The organism is Brenneria corticis (assembly GCF_003115855.1).
GTDB lineage: Bacteria > Pseudomonadota > Gammaproteobacteria > Enterobacterales > Enterobacteriaceae > Brenneria > Brenneria corticis.
Window position 1 is genome coordinate 1 of sequence record NZ_KZ819071.1, and the last position, 26,166, is coordinate 26,166.

Annotated in this window: 25 protein-coding genes; 16 read left to right on the forward strand and 9 right to left on the reverse strand. The window is 55.8% G+C overall.

The window, feature by feature from the left end:
* Positions 1-69: 69 nt before the first annotated feature.
* From rbsR to DDT56_RS00035, 7 genes are all read right to left on the reverse strand, one after another.
* A complete protein-coding gene (rbsR, locus tag DDT56_RS00005; RefSeq protein WP_168197539.1) occupies positions 70-1,065 on the reverse strand; it encodes a ribose operon transcriptional repressor RbsR in 996 nt (331 codons plus the stop codon).
* Between the two features lie 3 nt (positions 1,066-1,068).
* A complete protein-coding gene (gene rbsK / locus DDT56_RS00010; RefSeq protein WP_136164481.1) occupies positions 1,069-1,995 on the reverse strand; it encodes a ribokinase in 927 nt (308 codons plus the stop codon).
* Between the two features lie 74 nt (positions 1,996-2,069).
* A complete protein-coding gene (gene rbsB, locus DDT56_RS00015; RefSeq protein ID WP_136164482.1) occupies positions 2,070-2,960 on the reverse strand; it encodes a ribose ABC transporter substrate-binding protein RbsB in 891 nt (296 codons plus the stop codon).
* A 25-nt stretch (positions 2,961-2,985) separates the two neighbouring features.
* Positions 2,986-3,954, reverse strand: coding sequence for a ribose ABC transporter permease (gene rbsC, locus DDT56_RS00020; protein ID WP_136164483.1), 969 nt, complete (start codon positions 3,952-3,954; stop codon positions 2,986-2,988).
* 7 nt (positions 3,955-3,961) lie between these two features.
* Positions 3,962-5,467, reverse strand: a complete 1,506-nt coding sequence (gene rbsA, locus DDT56_RS00025; RefSeq protein ID WP_136164484.1) for a ribose ABC transporter ATP-binding protein RbsA — start codon at positions 5,465-5,467, stop codon at positions 3,962-3,964.
* Positions 5,468-5,474: 7 nt separating this feature from the next.
* A complete protein-coding gene (gene rbsD / locus DDT56_RS00030) occupies positions 5,475-5,894 on the reverse strand; it encodes a D-ribose pyranase (protein ID WP_136164485.1) in 420 nt (139 codons plus the stop codon).
* Between the two features lie 299 nt (positions 5,895-6,193).
* Positions 6,194-6,598, reverse strand: coding sequence for a YgiW/YdeI family stress tolerance OB fold protein (locus tag DDT56_RS00035; RefSeq protein WP_136164486.1), 405 nt, complete (start codon positions 6,596-6,598; stop codon positions 6,194-6,196).
* A gap of 223 nt (positions 6,599-6,821) precedes the next feature.
* Here DDT56_RS00035 and qseB point away from each other — a divergent pair, with 223 nt between their 5' ends.
* Both qseB and qseC read left to right on the forward strand, forming a co-directional pair.
* Positions 6,822-7,484: a quorum sensing response regulator transcription factor QseB gene (qseB, locus tag DDT56_RS00040; RefSeq protein ID WP_136164487.1), complete on the forward strand. Its 663-nt coding sequence runs from the start codon at positions 6,822-6,824 to the stop codon at positions 7,482-7,484.
* On the forward strand, positions 7,481-8,830 hold the full coding sequence (qseC, locus tag DDT56_RS00045) for a quorum sensing histidine kinase QseC (RefSeq protein ID WP_136164488.1): 1,350 nt from the start codon (positions 7,481-7,483) through the stop codon (positions 8,828-8,830). The genes qseB and qseC overlap by 4 nt, the downstream gene beginning before the upstream one ends.
* A gap of 29 nt (positions 8,831-8,859) precedes the next feature.
* On the opposite strand, the gene kup is transcribed toward qseC, so the two are convergent.
* Positions 8,860-10,728: a low affinity potassium transporter Kup gene (kup, locus tag DDT56_RS00050; protein WP_136164489.1), complete on the reverse strand. Its 1,869-nt coding sequence runs from the start codon at positions 10,726-10,728 to the stop codon at positions 8,860-8,862.
* A gap of 278 nt (positions 10,729-11,006) precedes the next feature.
* Between kup and ravA the strand changes: the two genes are divergently transcribed.
* Together ravA and viaA are read left to right on the forward strand one after the other, a co-directional pair.
* Positions 11,007-12,503 (forward strand): ATPase RavA, encoded by a 1,497-nt coding sequence (ravA, locus tag DDT56_RS00055; RefSeq protein WP_136164490.1) that lies wholly within the window; start codon positions 11,007-11,009, stop codon positions 12,501-12,503.
* A gap of 6 nt (positions 12,504-12,509) precedes the next feature.
* Positions 12,510-13,979 carry an ATPase RavA stimulator ViaA gene (gene viaA / locus DDT56_RS00060; protein ID WP_136164491.1) on the forward strand — a complete coding sequence of 490 codons (1,470 nt, stop codon included), beginning with the start codon at positions 12,510-12,512 and terminating at the stop codon, positions 13,977-13,979.
* Here viaA and asnA read toward each other — a convergent pair.
* Complete coding sequence (asnA, locus tag DDT56_RS00065; protein WP_136164492.1) at positions 13,976-14,968, reverse strand: aspartate--ammonia ligase; 993 nt, start codon at positions 14,966-14,968, stop codon at positions 13,976-13,978. The genes viaA and asnA overlap by 4 nt on opposite strands.
* 150 nt (positions 14,969-15,118) lie before the next feature.
* On the opposite strand from asnA, the gene asnC reads away from it, so the two are divergent.
* The 12 genes from asnC to atpD all read left to right on the forward strand — a co-directional run bounded on the left by asnC (position 15,119) and on the right by atpD (position 26,160).
* On the forward strand, positions 15,119-15,580 hold the full coding sequence (gene asnC / locus DDT56_RS00070) for a transcriptional regulator AsnC (protein WP_136164493.1): 462 nt from the start codon (positions 15,119-15,121) through the stop codon (positions 15,578-15,580).
* A gap of 89 nt (positions 15,581-15,669) precedes the next feature.
* A complete protein-coding gene (mioC, locus tag DDT56_RS00075; RefSeq protein WP_136164494.1) occupies positions 15,670-16,113 on the forward strand; it encodes an FMN-binding protein MioC in 444 nt (147 codons plus the stop codon).
* A 392-nt stretch (positions 16,114-16,505) separates the two neighbouring features.
* Complete coding sequence (gene mnmG / locus DDT56_RS00080) at positions 16,506-18,395, forward strand: tRNA uridine-5-carboxymethylaminomethyl(34) synthesis enzyme MnmG (RefSeq protein WP_136164495.1); 1,890 nt, start codon at positions 16,506-16,508, stop codon at positions 18,393-18,395.
* A 57-nt stretch (positions 18,396-18,452) separates the two neighbouring features.
* A complete protein-coding gene (gene rsmG / locus DDT56_RS00085; RefSeq protein WP_136164811.1) occupies positions 18,453-19,073 on the forward strand; it encodes a 16S rRNA (guanine(527)-N(7))-methyltransferase RsmG in 621 nt (206 codons plus the stop codon).
* Between the two features lie 620 nt (positions 19,074-19,693).
* The gene (gene atpI / locus DDT56_RS00090) at positions 19,694-20,077 is read left to right on the forward strand and encodes a F0F1 ATP synthase subunit I (protein ID WP_136164496.1); all 384 of its coding nucleotides are present in this window, start codon (positions 19,694-19,696) and stop codon (positions 20,075-20,077) included.
* A gap of 22 nt (positions 20,078-20,099) precedes the next feature.
* The gene (gene atpB / locus DDT56_RS00095; RefSeq protein WP_136164497.1) at positions 20,100-20,903 is read left to right on the forward strand and encodes a F0F1 ATP synthase subunit A; all 804 of its coding nucleotides are present in this window, start codon (positions 20,100-20,102) and stop codon (positions 20,901-20,903) included.
* Positions 20,904-20,952: 49 nt separating this feature from the next.
* Positions 20,953-21,192 (forward strand): F0F1 ATP synthase subunit C, encoded by a 240-nt coding sequence (gene atpE, locus DDT56_RS00100; protein ID WP_005976545.1) that lies wholly within the window; start codon positions 20,953-20,955, stop codon positions 21,190-21,192.
* A gap of 64 nt (positions 21,193-21,256) precedes the next feature.
* The gene (gene atpF, locus DDT56_RS00105; protein WP_136164498.1) at positions 21,257-21,727 is read left to right on the forward strand and encodes a F0F1 ATP synthase subunit B; all 471 of its coding nucleotides are present in this window, start codon (positions 21,257-21,259) and stop codon (positions 21,725-21,727) included.
* A 14-nt stretch (positions 21,728-21,741) separates the two neighbouring features.
* Positions 21,742-22,275: a F0F1 ATP synthase subunit delta gene (gene atpH, locus DDT56_RS00110; RefSeq protein ID WP_136164499.1), complete on the forward strand. Its 534-nt coding sequence runs from the start codon at positions 21,742-21,744 to the stop codon at positions 22,273-22,275.
* Positions 22,276-22,287: 12 nt separating this feature from the next.
* Complete coding sequence (atpA, locus tag DDT56_RS00115) at positions 22,288-23,829, forward strand: F0F1 ATP synthase subunit alpha (RefSeq protein WP_136164500.1); 1,542 nt, start codon at positions 22,288-22,290, stop codon at positions 23,827-23,829.
* A gap of 52 nt (positions 23,830-23,881) precedes the next feature.
* On the forward strand, positions 23,882-24,745 hold the full coding sequence (atpG, locus tag DDT56_RS00120) for a F0F1 ATP synthase subunit gamma (protein WP_136164501.1): 864 nt from the start codon (positions 23,882-23,884) through the stop codon (positions 24,743-24,745).
* 32 nt (positions 24,746-24,777) lie between these two features.
* Positions 24,778-26,160: a F0F1 ATP synthase subunit beta gene (gene atpD / locus DDT56_RS00125; protein WP_136164502.1), complete on the forward strand. Its 1,383-nt coding sequence runs from the start codon at positions 24,778-24,780 to the stop codon at positions 26,158-26,160.
* The last annotated feature ends 6 nt before the right edge of the window (positions 26,161-26,166 follow it).

Here is a 26,166-nt window from a genome sequence, read left to right on the forward strand (position 1 = left end):
TACAAGGGCTAAATGCAAAAAAGTGACTGAGTGCGTTTTTTTTCGGCAACGCGCGGGAGAAACACGGCGCTACCCAACGGAGTGTCGAACCATTAACTCTGGCGTCAGCACCAGAACATTCGGTTCGGTATCGGGATGTCCCAGACGATAAAGTAAGGTATCAATGGCTAATTCGCCAAGTTCATCCTTGGGTTGATGAATCGTCGTCAGCGGGGGAGACATATAGCGGGCCAATTCAATATCATCGTAGCCGATAACCGCCATATCTCCGGGGATGGAGAGTCCGGCCAGATACAGAGCATGATAAACCCCCACGGCCATGGCGTCGTTACCGGTAAAGACGGCATCCGGTCTGTTATCCAGCGCCAACAGCTGCCGCATGGCCCTATAACCGGTTTCAAATTCAAAATCGCCAAAGATTTCATATTCGGCGGGGATCGGCAATCCCGCGCCCTGCATCGCCTGACGATACCCTTCAAGGCGGTTATAGGCGGTGGTTTTATCCTTTGGCCCCGCAATGCAGGCGATTTTTCGGTAACCGCGGGAAATAAGATATTTGGTTGCCATCTCGCCGCCGAGCAGGGAATTATCTTTAATGACGTCGATTCCCCCGTCAAACGGCGCCCAGTCCATCATCACCATGGGGATGGAAGGATAGCGGCTCACCATGTCAGGCAAAGGACGATGGCTCTCCGTACACATCAGCAGCACGCCATCGACGCGCTTTTGCAGCAGCGTTTCCAGACTGCGCCTCATGCGATCGGGATCGCCCTCGGTATTACACAGAATCAGACTGTAGCCGCGCTCATAGCAACAGCGCTCGACGCCGCGCACCACCTCGGCGTAAAAAGGGTTGCTGCTGGCCGTCAGCAACATGCCGATAGTTTGCGTCTGATTTATTTTGAGGCTTCTGGCCAGCGCCGAAGGCGCGTAGTTAAGCTGTTCAACGGCCGCCATCACCTTGTCGCGAATCGCATCGCTGACAAAGCGATCATTATTGATAACGTGAGAAACCGTGGAGGTGGAAACGCCCGCTAAACGGGCAACGTCTTTCATGGTGGTCAAAAGTCACCCCTGAGCTTGCAAGAAAGCATCAATCTCTTCACGCCACGGAACGGAAGGCTGAGCGCCCGGACGGGTGACGGCAATCGCGGCGGCGGCGTGAGCAAACTTAACCGCGGACGACATCGGCCGGTTCTCCAGCAGCGCCGTGACCAGCGCGCCGTTAAAGGTGTCCCCGGCGGCGATGGTGTCCACCGCCTGAACCCGGTAGCCGGGGATGCGTTGCCCGTGACCTTTTTCACTCAGCCAGACGCCGCGGCTGCCTAAGGTAATCAATACGCTGGCGATACCTTTATCGTGCAATACCTGCGCGGCGCGAGCGGCGTCCGCTTCCGTTTCGACGGCGACCCCCGTCAGGCGCTGAGCTTCGGTTTCATTAGGGGTAATCATATCGACCAGCGCCAGCAATTCATCCGGCAGTTCGCAGGCGGGCGCAGGGTTAAGGATAACGCGCGTGTGATGTTTATGCGCCAGCCGGGCTGCCGCGATAACGGTATCCAGCGGCGATTCCAGCTGCATAAGCAGCGCGGAGGCATCAATAATCTGCTGCTGATGGCGGCCAAGATAGTCCGGCGTAACGGCGGCATTGGCGCCGGCGTTTATGGCGATCATATTCTCCGCCTCGCCGTTGACGAAAATCAACGCCACGCCGGTGGTTTCGCCGGCGACGGCTTCCACCGCCGACACATCAATACCATCGTCGGCTAGCTGCCGGCGAATGCGCGCCCCGATATCATCATCGCCGACGCAGGCGATAAACGAGATATCCGCGCCGCTGCGGCCCGCCGCCACCGCCTGATTGGCGCCTTTTCCGCCGAAAGCGATACGATATTGTTTCCCGATCACCGTTTCACCGGAACGGGGAAACTGCTCCAGATTGAGAATATGGTCAGCATTAATACTGCCCAGCACCACCAGCTTGCCCGTTTTCATTGCGCCGCATTCCAACATGTTTATTATGCGCCGCCGCGGATGCGGCGGCGCTCGCCCTGCTGTTCTTTATTTTTTTACTGTTTGGTCACCAATTTCAGATCAACCGGGATAATGGCCTGTATTTTCTCACCTTTCAGCGCCTTATCCGCGGTTTCAACGCCGATGACGCCGATCTGATCGGGACGTTGCGCCACCGTTGCCGCCAGTTTACCCGCCTCAACGGCCTTTACGCCGTCCTCCGTGCCGTCAAACCCGACCACCAGCACATCGGTTTTACCCGCGGTTTGCAGCGCCCGCAGCGCGCCGAGCGCCATTTCGTCATTCTGGGCGAACACCGCCTGCACGTCAGGATGCGCGGTCAACAGGTTCTGCATCACGTTCAGCCCCTTGGTGCGATCGAAGTCGGCGGGTTGACTGGCCAGAATGGCGAATTTGTTCTTTTCGGCGGATTTTATAAAGCCCGCCCCGCGCTCACGCGCCGCGGAGGTGCCGGCAATCCCTTCCAACTGGATGACCTTGGCGCCTTCACCCGCCTTTTTGGCAATAAAATCGCCGGCGACTTTACCGCCGAAGGCGTTATCAGACGCAACGTGACTAACCACTTCACCGCTGCTGGCCACGCGATCGAGCGTAATCACCGGGATTTTCGCCTGGTTGGCCAGCTTGATGGCGTTGCCTACCGCGTCGGAGTCGGTGGGGTTAATCAGCAACACTTTGGTGCCGCGAACCGTCAGATCCTGAACGTTCGCCAGCTCTTTAGCCGGGTTGTTCTGGGAATCCAGCACCACCAGGTTATAGCCCAGCTTGTCGGCTTCCTTCTGCGCCCCGTCTTTCATTGCCACAAAGAACGGGTTGTTCAATGTTGATACCACCAGGGCAATCGTATCTTTGGCTAATGCATTCGCGCTGACGGTCGCACTCAGCGCAACGGCAGAAACCAGAGTAGCCAGTTTTTTCATATTCATAGCGCAATTCCTGTGTGAATAAAGGTTATTTACTGCTTTTGTTATCCACCAGAACCGCCAGCAAAATGACGACTGCTTTGACGATCATCTGGTAGTAAGAAGAAACACCCAACAAATTCAGTCCGTTATTAAGAAAGCCCAGGATCAGCGCGCCAATCAGCGTGCCGACGATACGTCCTTTGCCGCCGGCCAGGCTGGTGCCCCCCAGCACCACGGCGGCGATGGCGTCAAGCTCGTAGCCGGTTCCGGCGGTAGGCTGCGCCGACGATAAACGGGCCACTTCGATAATTCCCGCCAGGGCGGACAGTAGCCCGCACAGGGAATAGACGATGATTTTGATTTTATCCACGCTGATGCCGGACAGGCGGGTGGCGGACTCATTCCCGCCCAGCGCGTAAATATATCGGCCTAACCGGGTGTGATGCAGCATGTACCAGGCCGCCGCAAATACCACGGCCATGATCCAGATCGGCGTCGGAATGCCTAGCGGACGGCCGATGCCGAACCAGCCGAAAGTGTCCGCCACATCGGAAAAGCCGGTGTTGATCGGGCTGCCGTTGGTGTAAACCATGGTGACGCCGCGCAGCAGCAGCATCATCACCAGCGTGGCGATAAACGCCTGAACCTTGCCTTTGGAAACAATGACGCCGGTTCCGGCGCCGATAAGCGCGCCCAGCGCCAGCGCCCCGAAAACCGCCAACAGCGCATTGACCTCAAGGCCGACAATCGAGGCGGCGACCGCGCCGGTCAGCGCCAGCAAAGACCCGACGGAAAGATCGATGCCGGAGGTGAGAATGACCAGGGTCATTCCCACGGCCATAATGGCGTTCACCGAGGTTTGCTGCAGAATATTGAACAAATTGTTCAGCGTGAAAAAGTTGGGACTCATGGCGGACACCACCGCAATAAGGATCAGCAGGGCAATCAGCGATTTCTGCTCCAAAAGCCACTCTTTGCTGAACCAGCGCTTTGCCGCGATAGATTGGGAACTCATGTCTGACTTACTCCTGCTTTACGCCGTATTGCTTACCAACGGCCGCGGCCATCAGCGCTTCCTGGGTGGCTTGTTCAATGGAAAATTCACCGCTTAAACGGCCTTCGTGCATCACGATAACGCGATCGCTCATTCCCAATACTTCGGGCATTTCGGACGACACCAGTATGATGCTCAGCCCTTCTTGTTTGAACTGATTGATTAACTGATAAATTTCTTTCTTCGCCCCTACGTCGACCCCGCGCGTCGGCTCATCGAGAATCAGTACGTTAGGACGGGTCATCAAGCCGCGGGCGATGGCGACTTTTTGCTGATTCCCGCCGGACAGCAGCCCGATAGGCTGTTCCATGGACGGGGTTTTGATATTGAACAAACGGATAAAATCGCCCACCGCCAGCTGCTCTTCGGGATGCTTAAGCCGCCCGCCGCCATGACTGAAGTAGCGCAGCGCGGTTAACGACATGTTCTCTTTAACCGACATGCCTAATACCAGCCCGTCGCGTTTCCGGTCTTCGGAAATATAAACAATGCCGTTCGCCAGGCCATCCTGCGGCCTGCGGGCCACCACTTCGCGGCCGTCCAGCGCCACGTAGCCCGCCGTGCGCGGCAGCGCGCCGTAAAGAATCTTCATCAATTCGGTGCGTCCGGCGCCCATCAGCCCCGCCACGCCAAGAATTTCCCCCTTGCGTACGGTAAAACTGACGTCATCCACGCCCGGCCCGGAAAGATTTTTCACCAGCAGGCGAACCGCACCCGGCGCCTGGTTCAGGCGCGGATATTGCTCTTCAAGCTTGCGCCCCACCATCATTTCAATCAGCCGCTCTTCCTGCAGCTCACTGACCGGGCGTTCGCCGATAAACTGACCGTCGCGGAATACGGTAACGTCGTCGCATATTTCGAAAATTTCTTTCAGACGGTGGGAAATATAGACAATGCCGCGCCCCTCGGCCTGTAGCTCTTTAATTACGCTGAATAACGACGCGGTTTCGGTATCGGTCAAGGCATCGGTGGGTTCATCCATAATGATCACTTTCGATTCAAAACTCAGCACCTTGGCGATTTCCACCATTTGCTGATCGCCAATCGACAATTCCGCCACCGTGCGCCGGCTGTCATAGCGCAGATTAAGCCGCTTCAGCAGTTTGTCCGCTTCCTGATACATCTTTTTCCAGTCGATGCGGCCAAAACGGTTGGTAAATTCACGGCCGAGGAAGATGTTTTCCGCGATCGTCAGTTGGGGGATCAGGTTAAGCTCCTGATGGATAATGCCGATCCCCGCTTCCTGGGAGGCTTTGGGACCGCTGAAATCCACTTCGTTTCCCAGAAAACGCACGCTGCCGGCGTCTTTGTTATAGATGCCGGTCAACACCTTCATCATGGTGGACTTGCCGGCGCCATTCTCCCCCACCAGCGCCATGACTTTCCCCGGGTAAACGTTCAATGCGGCGCCGGAAAGCGCCTTAACGCCGGGAAACGCCTTATTGATTCCTTGCAGTTGCAGTAAAGGTTGCATCGATTCCTCAGAACGTTACGCCGGCGCAAAGGATGACATTGGCATACGGGGAACACTCTCCGCTGCGAATGACGGCCCGGCTTTTTCCGCTTTGGATCTTAAAATCTTCATGACTGACATAATGCACTTCAATGGAGTTTCCCTGGTGCAGCTCAAGTTGTTTTAACTGATCAAGTAACGCTTTATGAAGCTGTGGATTTTTTTCGATAATTTCCTGCGCCAGGATCGCCGCTTCGACCTGCATCTCGCTGGTTACCGCCGCGACCACCTGTAAAAAAGTCGGCACGTTGTGGGTTAACGCCAGATCGATACGGGTAGTGGTATCGGGGATAGGTAAACCGGCGTCGCCGATAACCAGCCGATCGGTATGCCCCAGCCGGGAAATAAGCGCAGAAACCTCAGAATGTAGTAATACCGCTTTTTTCATGTTCTTTATCCCGCCAGCGAAACGTTTCGCTGGTAAGCATTGTAGAAAGAGACAACGCGGAAAGGCAAAGAGGAGATGACAAAAATGTGATCGTTATCGAAACGTTTCGTTGGCGGGGAAATAAAACGGCGAATACGGGGCGAGATTGTTTATAAAGTCGCCTGTAAGCCTGAGATACCCGGGCCTAGCGTACCGAGGGGTCATAATGGAAAGGGTTGGCGTAGCATCAGGGGAAACAGGGAACGGGCTCCCTTCATCCCCTGTTTGCCGCGCCTTAAACGATGAGCGTCAACGTTCGCTTACTGGAGTTTCTTCACCTGCTTAACATCCAGCTCGGCAGAATTGAAGCCCTTATCGAGCTCGCCCTGCAGTTCAACTTTATCTTGCGGGGAGACGGACTGCCCATTCCAGTATTTATCATCGATTTCAACCGTGATGGTGCCGGTTTCATCGCGGAACAGATAATCTTCATCCCCGACGCGCTGCTCGATATTGCCGCGCAGGGTAACCCAGCTGTCATCCTTCAGATCTTTCGCTTTCGCGACCGTGGTTACGCTGCCGTTAGGGCCTGAAAACCCGCCCTGGGCAGGCTGTTGTTGCGTCGTTTTGGCGTTCGGATCCAAAAATCCGCCGCCGCTTTGGGCGGCGAAAACCGGCGCGGAACATAACGCAGCGATAGCGAATACAGCGGCTGTCTTTTTCATAGCATCGTTTCCTTATTTCTCGCTTGTCGTCGTGCAGTAAAACTGCGCGTTGTTTGTCTGACGCGACGAGTAAAACAAAATGTTCTTAACAGAATCTTAAGGATAGTTCAGTTTCTCTTATATTTATCAATCTTGTGGATCGCCGCCCGTTTATGGTTTTTCCGGTTGTCAATCCGGCGCGTTAAACCGTATAACATCACCGTATAAAATAGGGTGGGCGGTGATGAGAATACTGTTGATAGAAGACGATCGTCTGATTGGCGACGGCATCAAAGCCGGACTGATTAAGCTGGGCTTTAGCGTTGACTGGTTTATGCAGGGCAAAGCCGGGCAGGTCGCGCTGCAAGCCGCGCCCTATGACGCGGTGATCCTTGATTTGAGTCTGCCGGAAATAGACGGGTTGGACATTCTGCGCCAGTGGCGTCAGTCCGGGCACGATGAGCCGGTATTGATCCTCACCGCGCGGGACGCGCTGGAACAGCGCGTTGCCGGCCTGCAGTCGGGCGCCGACGACTATCTGTGCAAACCTTTTGCCCTGGCGGAGGTTGCCGCGCGCCTGCAGGCGTTAATCCGCCGCCGGCACGGTCAATTACAGCCCACGCTGACCCACGGCGCGGTATCCCTTGAACCGGGCTCCCGCACCGTTACCTGCAATAATCAACCGGTGGCGCTTAAATCCCGCGAGCTGGCGCTGCTCGAGCTGTTCCTGATGAACCCTCAGCGGGTGCTGACCCGTTCGCAGTTGGAAGAAAAGCTCTACGGATGGGACGACGACGTTTCCAGCAACGCCGTGGAAGTGCATATTCACCACCTGCGTAAAAAGCTGGGCGGCGAATTTATCCGTACGGTGCACGGCGTCGGCTATATTCTGGGAGCGGCGCCATGACGCGTCTCAGCCTGCGTTTACGGCTGATCGCCGGTTTTGTTCTGCTGACGCTGCTTTGCTGGGGCGCCGCCGGGATCCTGTCGTGGCATCAAACCCGCGAGCATATCAACGAGCTGTTCGATACCCAGCAGATGCTGTTCGCCAAGCGGCTGGCCACCATGCATCCGGATGAAATCGAGGTGGATTCCCCCTCACTGCCGAAAACCAAAAGCCTGGCGCGCGAAAGGCGCGGGGAACAGGAAGACGACGCGCTGGCTTTCGCCATTTTTACCCGCGACGGGCGGATGGCGCTGAATGACGGCGAGAACGGCAAAGATTTTATCTTCGACTACGCGCAAAACGGCTTCACCAACGGCAGGCTGCGCGATGATAACGACCGGTGGCGCATGGTATGGCTGGCGACGGCGGATAATCGTTATGTGGTGGTGGTGGGTCAGGAGTGGGAGTACCGTCAGGATATGGCGCTGGGGCTAGTCAAGACCAACCTCCTGCCCTGGCTGTTTGCCCTGCCGGTTATGCTGCTGTTGATGTTCTGGCTGGTTTCCCGCGAACTGTCGCCGCTAAAACGCCTCGCCACGCAGCTTCGCCGGCGTCCAGCAGAGGATGACGCCCCGCTGGATACCCATGCCGTTCCGCAGGAAGTGCGCCCGCTGGTGGACGAACTTAACAGCCTGTTCGTGCGCATCGGCGAGATGCTGCTGCGCGAGCGCCGCTTTACCGCGGACGCGGCGCATGAATTACGCAGCCCGCTGGCCGCGCTGAAGGTGCAGACGGAATTGGCGCAGTTGGCGCACGATGACGAACCCGTGCGCCGCCATGCGCTGAATAATCTGGACGAGGGGATCGATCGCGCCGCGCGGCTGGTGGAGCAACTGTTAACGCTGTCGCGGCTTGACTCGGAATCGTTCGCCGACGGGCAGCAGCCGGTGGAACTCCAGGCGCTGCTGCAGCAAATGGTTATCGACCATTACCATAAAGCGCAGGCGGCGGGCATTGAACTGAAGCTGGAGGTGCCGAAAGATCCCATCGTCCGCCAGGGTCACCCGTTACTGCTGACTCTGCTGATTCGCAATCTGCTCGATAACGCCATTCGCTACAGCCACCAGGGCGGAACGGTAACGCTGACGCTCACGGCGCGATATATTCAGGTGACCGATGAGGGACCGGGCATCGACGACGCGGTATTGGCGCGGGTAGGCGAACGCTTTTTTCGCCCTCCGGGACAGGAGAAGTCCGGCAGCGGGTTGGGCATCTCCATTGTCAACAATATCGCCCGCTTGCACGGCATGCGGGCGACCTTCACCAATCGGCCGGAAGGGGGTCTGAAGGTCGCGGTAAATTGGTGACGGCCCGCATTCCCAGCGCGTCGCGCGATTTAAATCTCCACCTGAATACCAAGCTCTATCAATCGGTTGGGGGGGATTTCAAACTGATCCCCCGCCCGCAGGGCATTGCGGTTGAGCATCATAAACAGCTTGCCGCGCATGCGCAGATACCAGGGGCGTTTCCCCATCGTCAGCGATTCATTGGACATAAAAAACGAAGTTTCCATCATCTGGCAGGTCAAGCCATCCTGCCAGCAGCGGTGAAACACCTCTTCCACGTTGGGGGTTTCGCGCCAGCCGTAGTTGGCGATGACCCGCCAGAAGGTTGGCGAAAGCTGTTCCACCGTCACCCGCCGGGCATTGAGCACATAAGGCGCGTCTTCGTTACGCATGGTCAACAATACCACCCGTTGGTGCAATATCTTGTTGTGTTTCAGGTTGTGCAACAGGGCGAACGGGATAACGTGGGTGGCGCGCGACAGGTACACCGCCGTGCCCGGCACCCTGAGCGGCGGCGATTTCTCCAGCGAGGCGATCATCGCGTCCAGTGAATTGCCGTGTTCATGCAGGCGGCGCAGCAACCTGAAACGCTCGCTTTTCCAGGTGATCATAATGACGAACATCGCCGTGCCCAGCATCAGCGGCAGCCAGCCGCCGGACAGGATTTTCACCACGTTGGCTAAAAACATCGGCACATCGACAAGCAGCAGCCCGGTAAGCAATATCCACACCAGATAGCGGTGCCAGTGCCAGTTTTTTATCGCCACCGTGCAGAACAGGATGCTGGTCAACACCATGGTCCCGGTTACCGCGATGCCATACGCGGCCGCCAGCCTGCTCGAATGTTCAAAGCTGACGATGACGATCACCACCGCGATATATAACAGCCAGTTGACCACCGGAATATAAATCTGGCCGGATTCCATATCGGAGGTGTGGACAATGCGCATCGGCGGAAGATAGCCCAGACGAACCGCCTGGCGCGTAAGCGAAAACACCCCGGAAATAACCGCCTGCGATGCAATGATCGTCGCCAGCGTGGCCAGCACCATTAACGGTATCAGCGCCCAAGCGGGCGCCAGCAGAAAGAAGGGGTTTTTAATCGCTTCCGGATGTTTAAGCAATAAGGCGCCCTGGCCGAAATAGTTCAGCGCCAGCGACGGCAGCACCACGCTAAACCAGGCGAGACGAATGGGAAACTTGCCGAAATGCCCCATATCCGCGTACAGCGCCTCCACGCCGGTAATCGCCAGCACCACCGCGCCCAGCGCGAAAAACGACACCGTTTTGTACTCGACGAAAAAGTGAATGGCCCACAGCGGATTCAGCGCCCGCAGCACCTGCGGGTTATCGATGATGCTATCCGCCCCGAGGATCGCCAGCGTAACAAACCATACCAGCATCACCGGAGCGAACAATTTCCCCACGCTGCCGGTGCCGCGTTTTTGAATAATAAACAGCAGCGTCAGAACCATAATCGACAGGGGAACGATGTAGTGATCCATCGACGGCGCGGCGATCTCCATCCCCTCAATGGCGGACATCACCGATATCGCCGGGGTGATGACCACTTCCCCATAAAAGAAGCTGCCGCCAATCAGCCCCATAATCACCAGCACCGAGGTCATCCGGTCGGAAGTATTGCGCCCGGCCAGCGACATCAGGGTGAGAATCCCCCCTTCTCCGGCGTTATCGGCCCGCATCACATAGGTCAGGTATTTAAGCGAAACCACAACAACCAATAACCAAAAGATCAAAGAAAGAAAACCAAATACCGAGTCAGGTTCGACGCCAAGACCAAACTGCCCGGATAAACACTCTCTTAGCGTATAAAGCGGGCTGGTGCCGATATCGCCATAGACCACCCCTATCGCCGCCAGCGTAACGGCCGGAAGCGCACGTTTATGTTCTGAGATCATAAACTTTATCTTCTTTTATCAATCAGTTAGCAGACATTAGTTTTCCGCGTCCACTCGCCTAAAAACGCCCAGTATGCACAAATACGGGTAAAAACCTATTTTTATATCGTCCGGGAAACATCCTGTAAAAAGTGGCTTATTGATTAACCAACCGGGAAGGGTCAATAATCAGCAACGCTCTACTAATAAAAATCTGTGATCTGCCGTTTATTATTATTATTTTTTTGCGGAAAAAAGATGTTTTTCCGCCAACGAACCATGGGAATGATTGATTAACTATGCTGCAATCCGTCGCTTTGGCCGACAGGATTTCACGCCTTGGTAATGCGCTGGAGCATGGCCTGTATGAACGACAGCACGCCATCCGCCTGTGTTTACTGGCCGCGCTAAGCGGAGAAAGCGTTTTCCTGCTGGGTCCGCCGGGGATCGCCAAAAGCATGATCGCCCGACGTCTTAAATTCGCTTTTCGCCACGCGAATGCGTTTGAGTATCTGATGACGCGCTTCTCCACCCCGGAAGAAGTCTTCGGCCCGTTGTCTATTCAGGCGTTAAAGGATGAAGGCCGTTACCAGCGATTAACCGCGGGTTATCTGCCGGAAGCGGAGATTGTCTTTCTGGATGAGATCTGGAAAGCCGGTCCCGCCATTTTAAACACCCTGCTGACCGCCATCAACGAACGTCGTTTTCGCAACGGCAACAGCGAAGACCCCATCCCCATGCGTATTCTGGTCACCGCCTCCAACGAACTGCCCGAAGCGGACAGCAGTCTGGAAGCGCTGTATGACCGCATGCTGATTCGCCTGTGGCTGGACAAAGTTCAGGAAAAACATAATTTCCGCACCCTGCTGGAGAATAACGGCAGCGAGGGCGACAACCCCGTCAGCGCCGCGCTCAGCGTCAGCGATGAAGAGTACCGGCAGTGGCAAAAGGATATTGACCGCGTCTCGCTGCCGGAAAACTGTTTTGAGCTGATTTATCAGCTGCGCCAGCGGCTGGACGCCTTGCCGCAATCCCCTTACGTGTCCGACCGGCGCTGGAAAAAAGCCCTGCGTTTACTTCAGGCGAGCGCGTTTTTCAGCGGACGGGAAGCCATCGCCCCGGTGGATATCATTCTGCTGAAAGACTGCCTGTGGCATAACGGCGATACCTTGACGCTGGTCGAGCAACAGCTCGAACAGCTGATTACCGAACAGGCCTACCAGCAGCAGAACCTGCTGTTTCGCCTGCAGCAGTTGAACGTGCAACGGCAGCAATACCAGCTGCAACAGAGCGAGTTACAGGCGCTTTATGTGGAAAGGCACGGCCACCGGTTGGGACGAAAATCCCATTATTCCCTGCCGGAAACGCTGAGCGCGGACACGCTGAGTCTGGTTTTGCAGCGCCCGTTGGTGCTTAACGATATCGAAGTCAGCCATCTGGTGATTGATAAAGACGCGCTGCAAAACTGGCTCCACAAAGGGGGGGAAATACGCGGCAAGCTGAACGGCATCGGTTTTACTCAGCCTCTGGATCTGGCGGTGGACGATCGCCATCACCTGATCGTCCGCGATATCAGCCTGCAATCTTCCATTCTTTCCCTGCCGGAAAAACGTGACTGCACGCTACCGGCCGAACTCACCGATGAATATGAAAAGCTGACGATTCAACTGCGCGAACAGCGGCGATTATTCGGTCTGCATCAGCCCTGCCTGTTTATTCCCGCAGAATGGCTGGCGAAAATTGAAGCCAGCCTGCAGCGGGCGGCCGAACAAATTCAGCGGTCAATGCAGGATTAAGCGCCGATGATCACGCTGGAATCCCTGGAAATAGTGCTGTCGATAGACGAAAACGCGCTATTGGACGAACTGGCGGTGACGCTTCTGGCCACGCCGCAGCTGGCGGTTTTTTTCGAGAAATACCCTGGCCTGAAATCCGCCCTGCTTAACGATCTGCCCGACTGGAAAGAAGCCCTGAGGCAACGGTTGCACAATACCCAGGCGCCGCCGGAGCTGGAAACCGAATTCGGCTGCTATCAACGCGCTCAGGCGGCGGACAGCCAGGCGTTTCACGCCCGCCTGCCGCGCATTATGGAAATGTTGAACGAAGTTGACTCCCCTTTTCTGACCCAGGCCGATCGGCTGATACACCAGACGGAACCCGAGCAGGGGCAAAAAATCAGCAGCGGCTTGCACGCCCTGTTTCTGCAACGCTGGCGGCTGAGCCTGACGCTGCAAACCCTCTCCCTGCACCAGCAGATAATGGAACAGGAGCGGGAGGCGCTGCTGGACGAATTGCAGCAACGCCTTACGCTGAGCGGCAAACTGGAGCCGATTCTGGCCGAGAACGAGCAAGCCGCGGGGCGGCTGTGGGATCTCAGCGCCGGACGGCTTATCCGCAGCGACCAGCAGGTCCTGCTGGATTACGCCGCCTTTCTGCAACGCCAGCCGGCGTTGCAGCGTCTGGCCGAACGCCTGGGGCGCAGCCGGGAAACCAAATCCATTCTCAGCCAGAATGCGCCCAAAGAAACATTCCGCGTGATGATTCGCGAACCGGCAACCGTGCCCGAACAGGTCAGCGGCATTCACCAGAGTGACGATATACTGCGTTTATTACCGGCGGAGCTGGCGACCATGGGCATCGGCGAGCTGGAATATGAGTTCTATCGCCGCCTGTTGGAACATCGTCTGCTCACCTACCGTTTGCAGGGGGAAAACTGGCGCGAAAAAGCCGCCGAACGGCCGGTTATCCACCAGCACAATGAGCAACAGCCGCGCGGACCGTTTATTGTCTGCGTCGACACCTCCGGATCGATGGGGGGATTTAACGAACGCTGCGCCAAGGCCTTCTGCCTGGCGCTGCTGCGTATCGCCCTGGCGGACAAGCGCCGTTGCTATATCATGCTGTTTTCCACCGGGATAGTGCGCTATGAGCTGACCTCGGCGGACGGGCTGGAACAGGCGGTGCGCTTTCTCAGCCAGGCATTCCGCGGCGGAACCGATCTCAGCGCCTGCCTGTCGGCATTGCTGGATAAAATGGACGAGTGGCTGTGGCATGACGCCGATGCGGTGGTGATTTCAGATTTTATCGCCCAGCGCCTGCCCGATGAACTGGTCGACAAGGTTAAACGGCGCCAGCAACGGCTAGGGCATCGTTTTCACGCCGTAGCGATGTCCGATCACGGCAAACCCGGCATCATGCGCATTTTCGACCATATCTGGCGCTTTGATACCGGGCTGAAAAGCCGCCTGATGCGGCGCTGGCGGCGAACCTAGAGCAGGCCGGAAACCGACGCCTGTAGCGACGCGGGCCATACGCCGCACTGCACCTGCCCGATATGCGTCAATTGCAGCAACAGCATGACCAACCGTGACTGACCGATACCGCCGCCGATGGTCTGCGGCATCTCGCCGCGCAGCAACGCCTGATGCCATTCCAGCTTCAACCGATCTTCATCCTGAGTCAGCGCCAGCTGACGCTTCAGCGCCACCGCATCCACCCGGATGCCCATCGACGACAGCTCAAAGGCATCTTCCAATATCGGATTCCATACCAGGATATCGCCGTTCAGTCCGGCCAGCCCCTGTTCGTCCACGGTTGTCCAGTCATCATAATCCGGCGCCCGAACGTCGTGACGCTGGCCGTCGGACAGCGTACCGCCGATGCCAATCAGGAAGACCGCTCCCAGCTCTTTGGCGATAGCCCGCTCGCGCCCTTTGGCATCCAGTCCGGGATAGCGCTCCAGCAGGGTTTGCGCATGTACGAACTGAATCTGTTCCGGCAGAAACGCCTGTAGGCCGAATCGCTCGCCTACCGCGGCCTCGGTGGCTTTAATCCCCTGATAAATCTGGGCTACCGTCGATTTCAGATAGTCAGGATTACGCTCTCCCTCGCCCATCACCCGCTCCCAATCCCACTGATCGACGTAGACGGAATGGATCGCGCTGAGGCGCTCTTCATCAGGGCGCAGAGCCTTCATATGGGTATAGATACCCTCGCCGCGGCTGAAATCATATGCGCCCAGCGTCTTGCGCTTCCATTTCGCCAGCGAGTGCACCACCTCGAAGGCGGATTCCGGCAGCGCCTTCACCTTGACCTGCACCGCTTTTTCTATGCCGGACAGGTTATCCTGAGTGCCGTCGCCCACCCGGCTGAGGATCGGCGCCTGGACTTCGGTCAGCCCCAGACGCTGCTCCAGCTGACTGGAGAAAAAGGATTTTACGAAGCTTATCTGTCGCTGTTTCAGGATGTATTGTTTTTTCATTACCGCTGTCTCATCAAGAATATTATTTATCAATTAGGCGCCAGAATGGCGGTGGTATTCAATATTCTTATGGATAAATAGCCTGGTCGACTTCAATTCATTATTTTTTCGCGGTATAAAATGAAAAATCGATAATTTAAGGAGCCTGAAATGGCGGAAATTTATCAGATCGATAATCTCGATCGCGGCATCCTCTCGGCCTTGATGGACAATGCGCGCACCCCCTATGCCGAACTGGCGAAACAGTTTTCCGTCAGCCCGGGGACGATCCACGTCCGGGTGGAAAAAATGAAGCAGGCGGGGATCATTATCGGCACGCGCCTGGATATCAGCCCAAAACAGCTGGGCTATGACGTCTGCTGTTTTATCGGCATCATTTTGAAAAGCGCCAAAGACTATCCCTCCGCGTTGGAGAAGCTCAACAATCTGGAAGAGGTGGTGGAGGCTTACTACACCACCGGCCACTACAGCGTGTTTATCAAGGTGATGTGCCGCTCGATCGACTCCCTGCAAGACGTACTTATCAACAAGATCCAGACCATTGACGAAATTCAGTCCACCGAGACGCTGATCTCGCTGCAAAACCCCATTATGCGGACCATCCCGCCTTAATCCATTTTCTTATACCCCTATTATCCACAGGTAGATCCCAGCCTGATCACAGCGTACAATGTCCCGTCTTTTATCAGGTGGGATGGTGTATGGCTGACATTACGCTAATCAGCGGCAGTACCTTGGGCAGCGCGGAATACGTGGCGGAACATTTGGCCGAACTGCTGGAAAAGGAAAACATCTCCTCAGAGATGCTGCACGGCCCTGAACTGAACGACCTGCCGGAGAGCGGCTTATGGCTGCTGGTCACCTCGACGCACGGCGCCGGGGAACTACCGGACAATCTGCAGCCGCTGTTTGAACAGCTGGAGCGGCAGAAGCCCGATCTTTCCCAGGTGCGCTTCGGCGCCATCGGCATAGGCAGTAAAGAGTACGATACCTTTTGCGGCGCGATCCTTACCGCGGATCGCGTATTAAGCCAGCTCGGCGCCAAAAGGATCGGCGATATCCTGAAGATCGACATCACCCAGCACGACATTCCCGAGGATCCGGCGGAGGAGTGGCTGGGATCCTGGATTAATTTACTCAATTAAGGCGAAATATTCAGCGTTTGAATGTGTATAACTATGCTTAATTCAGGTGTAAAAGCGGTAGTTATCCAAAGAATAACCGCTGTACGTTTTTCACGCTGTGTATAAGTAGCCATTAAGATCCCAGCTTATACGGTATGGGATCACCGATCATTCACAGCTAATGATCATTCCTAATTTCTTGATCCTTAAAATGAATAATCACTTATCCACACAAAGGGTCGATCCTAATAGAAGATCTAATAAAGAGATCTTTAAATAAAAAGATCTTTCTTTAATTAGCCAGGATCCAAGACGCTTGGTGGTTTGGGTAAAGTTGAGTAGAATCCTCCACCCCAGGGCAAACAACGATCGTTTCGCAACTATCCATTCGCAACAATGCGAGGAGCAGTACCATGTTTTATCCAGATCCTTTTGACGTCATCGTGATCGGCGGAGGCCATGCCGGTACGGAAGCGGCAATGGCTGCGGCCCGCATGGGACGACAAACCCTTTTGCTGACGCACAATATCGACACGCTGGGACAGATGTCCTGCAACCCGGCGATCGGCGGTATCGGCAAAGGGCATCTGGTTAAAGAGATCGACGCCATGGGAGGGCTGATGGCCCGCGCCGTCGACCAGGCCGGCATTCAGTTTAGGATACTAAACGTCAGTAAAGGCCCGGCGGTACGCGCTACCCGGGCACAGGCGGATCGCGTCCTCTATCGGCAGGCGGTGCGCACCGCGCTGGAAAATCAACCCAACCTGACGATCTTCCAACAGGCGGTCGACGATCTTATCGTGGAAAACGATCGCGTGGTGGGGGCGGTCACCCAGATGGGGTTAAAATTCCGCGCCAAAGCGGTGGTGCTGACCGTGGGAACTTTCCTCGACGGCAAGATCCACATCGGGCTGGATAACTACAGCGGCGGACGCGCCGGCGATCCGCCTTCCATTCCGCTGGCCCGACGTCTGCGTGAACTGCCGCTGCGGGTTAACCGTCTTAAAACCGGCACGCCGCCGCGTATCGACGCCCGAACCATCGATTTCAGCGTACTGGCGCAGCAGCACGGCGACGACCCCATGCCGGTATTCTCCTTCCTGGGACAGGCCAGCCAGCATCCGGCGCAGATGCCGTGCTATATCACCCATACCAATGAAAAAACCCATGAGGCGATCCGCAATAACCTGGATCGCAGCCCGATGTATGCCGGGATCATCGAAGGGATCGGACCGCGCTACTGTCCGTCGATCGAAGACAAGGTGATGCGCTTCGCCGATCGCAATTCGCATCAGATCTTTCTGGAGCCGGAAGGGCTGACCAGCAATGAGATCTACCCCAACGGGATTTCCACCAGCCTGCCGTTCGACGTGCAGTGGCAGATTGTACGTTCGATGGCCGGAATGGAAAATGCGCGCATTGTTCGCCCCGGCTATGCCATCGAGTACGATTTCTTCGATCCGCGTGATTTGAAAACCACGCTGGAGAGCAAATTTATTCACGGTCTGTTCTTCGCCGGCCAGATCAACGGCACCACCGGCTACGAAGAGGCCGCGGCGCAGGGGATGCTGGCGGGGCTGAACGCCGCCCGGCTGGCCTTCGACCAGGAAGGCTGGGCGCCGCGCCGCGATCAGGCCTACCTGGGCGTACTGGTGGACGATCTCTGCACCCTGGGCACCAAAGAACCCTATCGGATGTTTACTTCGCGCGCCGAATACCGCCTGATGCTGCGGGAAGACAATGCCGACCTGCGTCTGACGGAGATCGGCCGCGAGCTGGGAATGGTGGACGACCACCGCTGGGCGCGTTTTAACGAAAAGCTGGAAAACATTGAAAAAGAGCGCCAGCGCCTGCGCGATATTCGTATTCACCCGCAGTCCGAGCAGTTGGAGCAGGTCAACGGCCTGTTGAAAACGCCGCTGTCGCGCGAGGCAAACGGGGAAGAGCTGCTGCGCCGTCCGGAAGTGGACTATGCTCAACTGACCGCGCTGCCGCTGTTCGCGCCGGCGTTGACCGACCAACAGGCCGCCGAGCAGGTTGAAATTCAGGTCAAATACGCAGGCTATATCGCCCGTCAGCAGGATGAAATCGACAGGCAGCTGCGTAACGAGCATACGCTGTTGCCCGTCGAGCTTGATTATCGCCAGGTTAACGGGTTGTCGAATGAGGTGATCGCCAAGCTCAACGATCACAAACCCGCGTCGATCGGCCAGGCTTCGCGTATCTCCGGCATCACCCCGGCCGCCATCTCCATTCTGCTGGTGTGGCTGAAAAAACAGGGAATGCTGCGCCGCAGCGCCTGAGCCGAGGTAACCTTGCCGGCAGTACGATATTCACATAAATAACTCCAGGATCTTATGGTGCACGACACGCTTGATAATCTGCTGAAAACCGCCGCCATTGTGCTTTCAGAAAAGCAAAAAATTTTGCTGATTCAGTATGTTGAGATGCTGCATAAGTGGAACAACGCTTACAATCTGACCTCCGTGCGCGATCCGCGGCAAATGCTCGTCCGCCATATTATGGACAGCATCGTGGTTGAACCTTACTTGCAGGGAGAACGCTTTATTGATGTGGGGACCGGGCCGGGACTACCGGGGATCCCCTTGGCGATAGTGCGTCCGGCGGCGCATTTTACCCTGCTGGACAGCCTGGGAAAGCGCGTGCGTTTTCTACGTCAGGTGCAGTATGAACTGCAGTTGGAGAATATTTCTCCGGTGCAGAGCCGGGTCGAGGATTTCCCCGCCGAGCCGCCTTTCGACGGCGTTATCAGCCGGGCATTTGCTTCGCTGCAGGATATGGTTCAGTGGTGTCGTCATCTTCCCGCCAAACCATCCGGCCGTTTCTATGCCTTGAAAGGGGTACTGCCCGCGGAAGAACTTACCGCGTTGCCCCAGGGCGTCGAGCTGGAGCGGGTGATTCGTTTATCGGTGCCGGAACTGGAAGGCGAACGCCACCTGATCGTGCTTAAACCAAATTAATTTTGCGTTTTATCAAAAAAATTATAACTAATTATTTCCCTATCGGCTGTTCGCATGGCCGACGCGGCGGCGTGCGGTGTGGCGATTAACGATCACTTATATTTCACATCTGCCGGGGTTTTTCTGGTAACGGGGTTGGTTTCATGGTTAATAGTCACTGGCGAAAATAGCTTATCGGTGCTAAACCTCGCTGTTTGCAGGTGTTAATTGAGTGAAAAAATAATATCAATAATGTCAATAGCGGGTTGAAATGGTGTTTATTGCGTGTTTTTTGTTTGTTCTTTTTTAACTGATTGAATTTAAATAAGATAAACAGCTTTCTTTGCTAAAGACAAAAAATAACCTTATCCGCTATAAAATGCCGGTAGAGCGTTTGTGTGAGGAATGTCACATATCGGGCGGCTTTAGAAATTAATTACCGCGCATAGGTGCGATTATGATTGTCGGCGGAAATGCGTCTCCGGAAAGAAATTTAAATAATTGTTCACCTTTTCGCTACTTATCGATTGAATTCGCAGGTATGACCCGTATAATTTGCTCGTTTTTTGCTGCTTGACTCAAGGGTATAAAGGCAGTTTTATACGTCATTCAGCACACCTCTGGAAGGTACGGGGAAGGCCATGTCTGTATCCCTTTACAGCGGAAAAGCGGCTTTAAGGTTACTGCTACTACAGCTGGCCGCTTTTATTCTGCTGAGCGCCGTCTTCGCCGCCGGCAGTGTTGAAGCCGGGGCTTCCGCGTTAGGCGGGGGGCTGGCGGCCTGGTTGCCGAACGTCCTGTTTGTGCTGTTTGCCCTGCGTCATCAGGCGCATACGCCTGCCGACGGGCGAGTCGCCTGGTCGTTCGCCATCGGTGAGGCGCTGAAGGTATTGATCACCATTGCACTGTTGGTGGTGGCGTTAGGGATGTTCAAAGCGGCTTTTTTTCCGCTCGGCCTGACTTATCTGGCGGTGTTGGTTATGCAGATAGTGGCGCCGGCCGTAATGAACCGTTACCGTAATTAACAACAAAAGGGTAAGAGACATCATGTCTGCATCAGGAGAAATCTCTACTCCTCAAGAGTACATCGGTCATCACCTGACACACTTGCAGGTGGGGACGGGGTTCTGGTCGATCAACATCGATTCGATGTTTTTCTCTATCGCTCTCGGCGTCCTCTTTCTGGTTATCTTCCGCCGGGTTGCCAAAAACGCCACCAGCGGCGTGCCGGGTAAATTGCAAACGGCGGTCGAGCTGATTGTCGGCTTTGTCGACAGCAACGTGCGCGACATGTTTCATGGCAAAAGCAAGCTTATCGCCCCGCTGGCGCTGACCATTTTCGTCTGGGTTTTCCTGATGAACCTGATGGATCTGCTGCCCATCGATTTTCTGCCGCAGGTGTGGGCCGGCATCTATAGCCTTCTCGGCCACGATCCGGCGCATGCCTATCTGCGCGTGGTGCCGTCCGCGGACGTTAATATCACCTTGTCCATGGCGCTCGGCGTTTTTGCCCTGGTCCTGTTCTACAGCATTAAAATGAAAGGCGTTGGCGGTTTTGTTAAGGAACTGACCATGCAGCCGTTCAACCATCCAGTATTTATTCCTATCAACCTGATTCTTGAAGGTGTCAGCCTGCTGTCCAAACCGATCTCTCTTGGTTTGCGACTGTTTGGCAACATGTATGCGGGTGAGTTGATCTTCATCCTGATTGCCGGCTTGCTGCCGTGGTGGTCGCAATGGTTGTTGAATGTGCCCTGGGCCATTTTCCACATTTTGATCATTACGCTTCAGGCTTTTATTTTCATGGTTCTGACGGTTGTTTATCTCTCGATGGCATCTGAAGAGCATTGATTTTCTTTCAACACAATAACGTTTTAACTGAAACAAACTGGAGACTGTCATGGAAAACCTGAGTGTGGATCTGCTGTACATGGCTGCCGCGTTGATGATGGGTTTGGCGGCAATCGGTGCTGCGATCGGTATCGGCATTCTGGGTGGGAAATTCTTGGAAGGCGCTGCGCGTCAGCCTGATCTGATTCCTCTGCTGCGTACACAGTTCTTTATCGTCATGGGTCTGGTTGACGCCATCCCGATGATTGCCGTTGGTCTGGGCCTGTATGTGATGTTTGCGGTGGCCTAAGCGGAGATGTTTTCCGCCGGGGTTGAAACATCAACTTATTTAACTTTGAAAGAGGCATTGTGCTGTGAATATTAATGCAACAATCCTCGGCCAGGCCATTGCGTTCGTCCTGTTTGTCTGGTTCTGCATGAAGTACGTATGGCCGCCGATTATGGCCGCCATCGAGAAGCGTCAGAAGGAAATCGCTGACGGTCTGGCTTCTGCCGAACGTGCCAAAAAAGATTTGAACCTGGCGCAGGCCAATGCGACAGATCAACTGAAGAAAGCCAAAGCGGAAGCCCAGGTGCTCATCGAGCAGGCAAACAAACGCCGTACTCAGATCCTGGATGAAGCCAAAGCGGAAGCGGAAGCTGAACGTAACAAAATTGTCGCGCAGGCGCAGGCTGAAATCGAAGCCGAACGCAAACGCGCTCGTGAAGAGTTGCGTAAGCAGGTCGCCATGTTGGCTATCGCCGGTGCCGAGAAAATTATCGAACGTTCCGTGGATGAAGCTGCCAACAGCGACATCGTTGATAAACTGGTCGCTGAACTGTAAGGAGGGAGGGGCCGATGTCTGAATACGTCACGGTAGCTCGCCCCTACGCCAAAGCAGCTTTTGACTTTGCGGTTGAGAATCAGGCGGTTGATCGCTGGCAGAATATGCTGGCGTTTACGGCCGAAGTCACGCGCAACGAACAGATTGCCGAGTTGCTTTCCGGCGCGAGAGCGCCGATTGAGCTGGCGAAAACGTTTATTGCCGTTTGTGACGATCAACTTGATGAAGCCGGGCAGAACCTGATCAAGGTGATGGCCGAGAACGGACGTTTACCGGTGCTTCCCGAAGTACTGGCGCAATTTGTTCAACTGCGGGCGGCGCAGGAATCGACGGTTGAGGTCGATGTTGTTTCCGCCGGTACGTTGAGTGAGCCGCAGCTGTCGAAGATAGCCGCGGCGATGGAAAAACGTCTGTCACGCAAAGTGAAGCTGAATTGCAAAATTGATAAGTCTGTCATGGCCGGCGTGGTGATACGCGCGGGCGATATGGTGATAGATGGCAGCATTCGCGGTCGTCTGGAACGTCTGGCAGACGTCTTGCAGTCTTAAGGGGACTGGAGCATGCAACTGAATTCCACCGAAATCAGCGAACTGATCAAGCAGCGCATTGCTCAGTTCAATGTGGTGAGCGAAGCTCACAATGAAGGTACTATTGTTTCCGTCAGCGACGGGATCATCCGCGTTCACGGCCTTGCCGAAGTGATGCAGGGGGAGATGATTTCCCTGCCGGGCAACCGCTACGCGATTGCACTGAACCTGGAGCGCGACTCCGTTGGTGCGGTGGTGATGGGTCCATATGCGGATCTGGCCGAAGGCATGAAGGTAAAATGCACCGGCCGTATTCTGGAAGTGCCGGTCGGCCGCGGCCTGCTGGGCCGCGTGGTCAACACTCTGGGCGCACCGATCGATGGTAAAGGTCCGCTGGAGCACGACGGTTTCTCCGCGGTTGAAGCGATTGCGCCCGGCGTTATCGAACGTCAGTCCGTCGATCAGCCGGTGCAGACGGGCTATAAGTCCGTCGATGCCATGATCCCTATCGGCCGCGGTCAGCGCGAGCTGATTATCGGCGACCGTCAGACCGGTAAAACGGCGCTGGCCATCGACGCCATCATCAACCAGCGCGATTCCGGCATCAAGTGCGTTTATGTCGCCATCGGTCAGAAAGCCTCCACCATCTCCAACGTGGTGCGTAAGCTGGAAGAGCACGGCGCGCTGGCCAACACCATCGTGGTGGTGGCGACCGCGTCCGAGTCCGCCGCGCTGCAATATCTGGCGCCGTACGCCGGATGCGCCATGGGCGAATATTTCCGCGACCGCGGCGAAGATGCGCTGATTATTTATGACGATCTGTCCAAGCAGGCCGTCGCCTATCGTCAGATTTCTCTGCTGCTGCGCCGTCCGCCGGGCCGTGAAGCCTATCCGGGGGACGTGTTCTATCTGCACTCCCGTCTGCTGGAACGGGCCGCGCGCGTCAACGTCGACTACGTCGAGGCTTACACCAAGGGCGAGGTGAAAGGTAAAACCGGTTCTCTGACCGCGCTGCCGATTATCGAAACCCAGGCCGGCGACGTTTCCGCGTTCGTTCCGACCAACGTGATTTCGATCACCGACGGTCAGATCTTCCTGGAATCCAACCTGTTCAACGCCGGTATCCGTCCCGCGGTCAACCCGGGGATCTCGGTATCCCGCGTCGGCGGCGCGGCGCAGACCAAGATCATGAAAAAGCTGTCCGGGGGTATTCGTACCGCGCTGGCGCAGTATCGTGAACTGGCGGCGTTCTCGCAGTTTGCATCCGATCTGGATGATGCAACGCGCAAACAGCTGAATCACGGTCAGAAAGTGACCGAGTTGCTGAAACAGAAACAGTATGCGCCGATGTCGGTTGCGCAGCAGTCTCTGGTGCTGTTCGCGGCGGAACGCGGTTACCTTGAAGACGTTGAAATTGCGAAAGTCGTCGGCTTTGAAGCGGCGCTGCTGGCCTATGCCGATCGCGAGCACGGCGAACTTCTGCAACAAATCGACCAGTCTGGCGCTTATAACGATGAGATCGAGGGTAAGTTCAAAAACATTCTCGATACCTTTAAGGCAACCCAGTCCTGGTAACGCCCGGTGGCCTGCTGTAAAGCAGGCCGCAAGGCTTTGAGGAGAAGCAAAGATGGCCGGCGCAAAAGAGATACGTAGTAAGATCGCAAGCGTCCAGAATACGCAAAAGATCACCAAAGCGATGGAAATGGTCGCCGCCTCCAAAATGCGCAAATCGCAGGAACGTATGGCGGCCAGCCGTCCTTATGCGAAAACCATACGCAACGTGATTGGTCACCTTGCGTTGGGCAATCTGGAATACAAACACCCCTACCTGGAAGAGCGGGACGTTAAGCGCGTCGGGTATCTGGTGGTGTCCACCGACCGAGGCCTGTGCGGCGGGTTGAACATTAACCTGTTCAAAAAGCTGCTGGGCGAAATGAAAACCTGGAGCGAAAAAGGCGTTGATGTCGATTTGGCGCTGATTGGCTCCAAAGCGGTCTCTTTTTTCAATTCGGTGGGCGGGAATATCGTCGCTCAGGTCACAGGCATGGGGGATAACCCTTCCGTGTCGGAATTGATCGGGCCGGTGAAAGTTATGCTGCAGGCCTATGACGAAGGTCGTCTGGACAAGCTGTATATCGTGTGCAACAGGTTTATCAATACCATGTCTCAGGAACCGCTGGTTGCTCAGCTGTTGCCGTTGCCGCCCGCGGATGACGGCGAGTTGAAGAAAAAGTCCTGGGATTACCTGTATGAGCCCGACCCCAAGTCGCTGCTGGATACCCTGCTGCGCCGCTATGTGGAGTCGCAGGTTTATCAGGGCGTCGTAGAGAACCTGGCCAGTGAACAGGCCGCGCGAATGGTGGCGATGAAAGCCGCGACCGATAACGGCGGCAGCCTGATCAAAGAGCTGCAGTTGGTGTACAACAAGGCTCGTCAGGCCAGCATTACCCAGGAACTCACCGAAATCGTCGGGGGAGCCTCCGCGGTTTAAACCAGGTTTACGAATTACGTAGAGGATTCAAGATGGCTACTGGAAAGATTATCCAGGTAATCGGCGCCGTGGTGGACGTCGAGTTCCCGCAGGATGCGGTACCAAAAGTGTACGATGCGCTTGAGGTAGAGAACGGCGCGGAAAAACTGGTGCTGGAAGTGCAGCAGCAGTTGGGCGGCGGCGTTGTTCGTTGTATCGCAATGGGCTCTTCCGACGGTCTGCGTCGCGGGTTGAAGGTCACCAATCAGGGACACCCGATAGAAGTCCCGGTGGGTAAAGCGACCCTGGGCCGCATCATGAACGTGCTGGGCGAGCCGGTCGACATGAAAGGCGACATCGGCGAAGAAGACCGCTGGGCGATTCACCGCGCGGCGCCGAGCTACGAAGAACTGTCCAACTCGCAGGAACTGCTGGAAACCGGCATCAAGGTTATCGACCTGATGTGTCCGTTCGCCAAGGGCGGTAAAGTCGGCCTGTTCGGCGGCGCCGGCGTGGGTAAAACCGTCAACATGATGGAGCTTATCCGTAACATCGCCATCGAACACTCCGGTTATTCGGTGTTTGCCGGCGTGGGCGAACGTACCCGTGAAGGTAACGACTTCTATCACGAAATGACCGAATCCAACGTTATCGATAAAGTATCGCTGGTATACGGCCAGATGAACGAGCCGCCGGGCAACCGTCTGCGCGTGGCGTTGACCGGCCTGACCATGGCGGAAAAATTCCGTGATGAAGGGCGCGACGTACTGCTGTTTGTCGATAACATTTATCGCTACACTCTGGCCGGTACCGAAGTGTCCGCGCTGTTGGGCCGTATGCCTTCGGCGGTAGGCTACCAGCCGACGCTGGCGGAAGAAATGGGCGTGCTGCAAGAACGTATTACCTCCACCAAAACCGGTTCCATCACCTCGGTTCAGGCGGTTTACGTGCCTGCGGATGACTTGACCGACCCGTCTCCGGCCACCACCTTCGCCCACCTGGACGCCACCGTGGTACTGAGCCGTCAGATCGCCTCGCTGGGTATCTACCCTGCGGTCGACCCGCTGGATTCCACCAGCCGTCAGCTGGATCCGCTGGTTGTGGGCCAGGAGCACTACGACGTGGCGCGCGGCGTGCAGTCCATTCTGCAACGTTACCAGGAACTGAAGGATATCATCGCCATCCTGGGTATGGACGAGCTGTCGGAAGAAGACAAGCTGGTGGTATCCCGGGCGCGTAAAATCCAACGCTTCCTGTCGCAGCCGTTCTTCGTGGCGGAAGTGTTCACCGGTTCTCCGGGTAAGTACGTCTCCCTGAAAGATACCATTCGCGGTTTTAAAGGTATTATGGACGGCGAATACGACCACCTGCCGGAGCAGGCGTTCTATATGGTTGGTTCCATTGAAGAAGCAGTGGAAAAAGCCAAGAAACTGTAACGCCTT

Bases quoted from the DNA above. Each gene is read 5' to 3' on its own strand.
- atpG (WP_136164501.1), top strand. From the start codon at position 23,882: ATGGCCGGCGCAAAAGAGATACGTAGTAAGATCGCAAGCGTCCAGAAT.
- rbsB (WP_136164482.1), bottom strand. From the start codon at position 2,960: ATGAATATGAAAAAACTGGCTACTCTGGTTTCTGCCGTTGCGCTGAGT.
- asnA (WP_136164492.1), bottom strand. From the start codon at position 14,968: ATGAAAAAACAATACATCCTGAAACAGCGACAGATAAGCTTCGTAAAA.
- atpA (WP_136164500.1), top strand. From the start codon at position 22,288: ATGCAACTGAATTCCACCGAAATCAGCGAACTGATCAAGCAGCGCATT.
- qseC (WP_136164488.1), top strand. From the start codon at position 7,481: ATGACGCGTCTCAGCCTGCGTTTACGGCTGATCGCCGGTTTTGTTCTG.
- rbsA (WP_136164484.1), bottom strand. From the start codon at position 5,467: ATGCAACCTTTACTGCAACTGCAAGGAATCAATAAGGCGTTTCCCGGC.
- atpE (WP_005976545.1), top strand. From the start codon at position 20,953: ATGGAAAACCTGAGTGTGGATCTGCTGTACATGGCTGCCGCGTTGATG.
- atpB (WP_136164497.1), top strand. From the start codon at position 20,100: ATGTCTGCATCAGGAGAAATCTCTACTCCTCAAGAGTACATCGGTCAT.
- rbsC (WP_136164483.1), bottom strand. From the start codon at position 3,954: ATGAGTTCCCAATCTATCGCGGCAAAGCGCTGGTTCAGCAAAGAGTGG.
- rbsK (WP_136164481.1), bottom strand. From the start codon at position 1,995: ATGAAAACGGGCAAGCTGGTGGTGCTGGGCAGTATTAATGCTGACCAT.
- DDT56_RS00035 (WP_136164486.1), bottom strand. From the start codon at position 6,598: ATGAAAAAGACAGCCGCTGTATTCGCTATCGCTGCGTTATGTTCCGCG.
- mioC (WP_136164494.1), top strand. From the start codon at position 15,670: ATGGCTGACATTACGCTAATCAGCGGCAGTACCTTGGGCAGCGCGGAA.
- viaA (WP_136164491.1), top strand. From the start codon at position 12,510: ATGATCACGCTGGAATCCCTGGAAATAGTGCTGTCGATAGACGAAAAC.
- ravA (WP_136164490.1), top strand. From the start codon at position 11,007: ATGCTGCAATCCGTCGCTTTGGCCGACAGGATTTCACGCCTTGGTAAT.
- atpH (WP_136164499.1), top strand. From the start codon at position 21,742: ATGTCTGAATACGTCACGGTAGCTCGCCCCTACGCCAAAGCAGCTTTT.
- atpD (WP_136164502.1), top strand. From the start codon at position 24,778: ATGGCTACTGGAAAGATTATCCAGGTAATCGGCGCCGTGGTGGACGTC.
- asnC (WP_136164493.1), top strand. From the start codon at position 15,119: ATGGCGGAAATTTATCAGATCGATAATCTCGATCGCGGCATCCTCTCG.
- mnmG (WP_136164495.1), top strand. From the start codon at position 16,506: ATGTTTTATCCAGATCCTTTTGACGTCATCGTGATCGGCGGAGGCCAT.
- rbsD (WP_136164485.1), bottom strand. From the start codon at position 5,894: ATGAAAAAAGCGGTATTACTACATTCTGAGGTTTCTGCGCTTATTTCC.
- qseB (WP_136164487.1), top strand. From the start codon at position 6,822: ATGAGAATACTGTTGATAGAAGACGATCGTCTGATTGGCGACGGCATC.
- kup (WP_136164489.1), bottom strand. From the start codon at position 10,728: ATGATCTCAGAACATAAACGTGCGCTTCCGGCCGTTACGCTGGCGGCG.
- atpI (WP_136164496.1), top strand. From the start codon at position 19,694: ATGTCTGTATCCCTTTACAGCGGAAAAGCGGCTTTAAGGTTACTGCTA.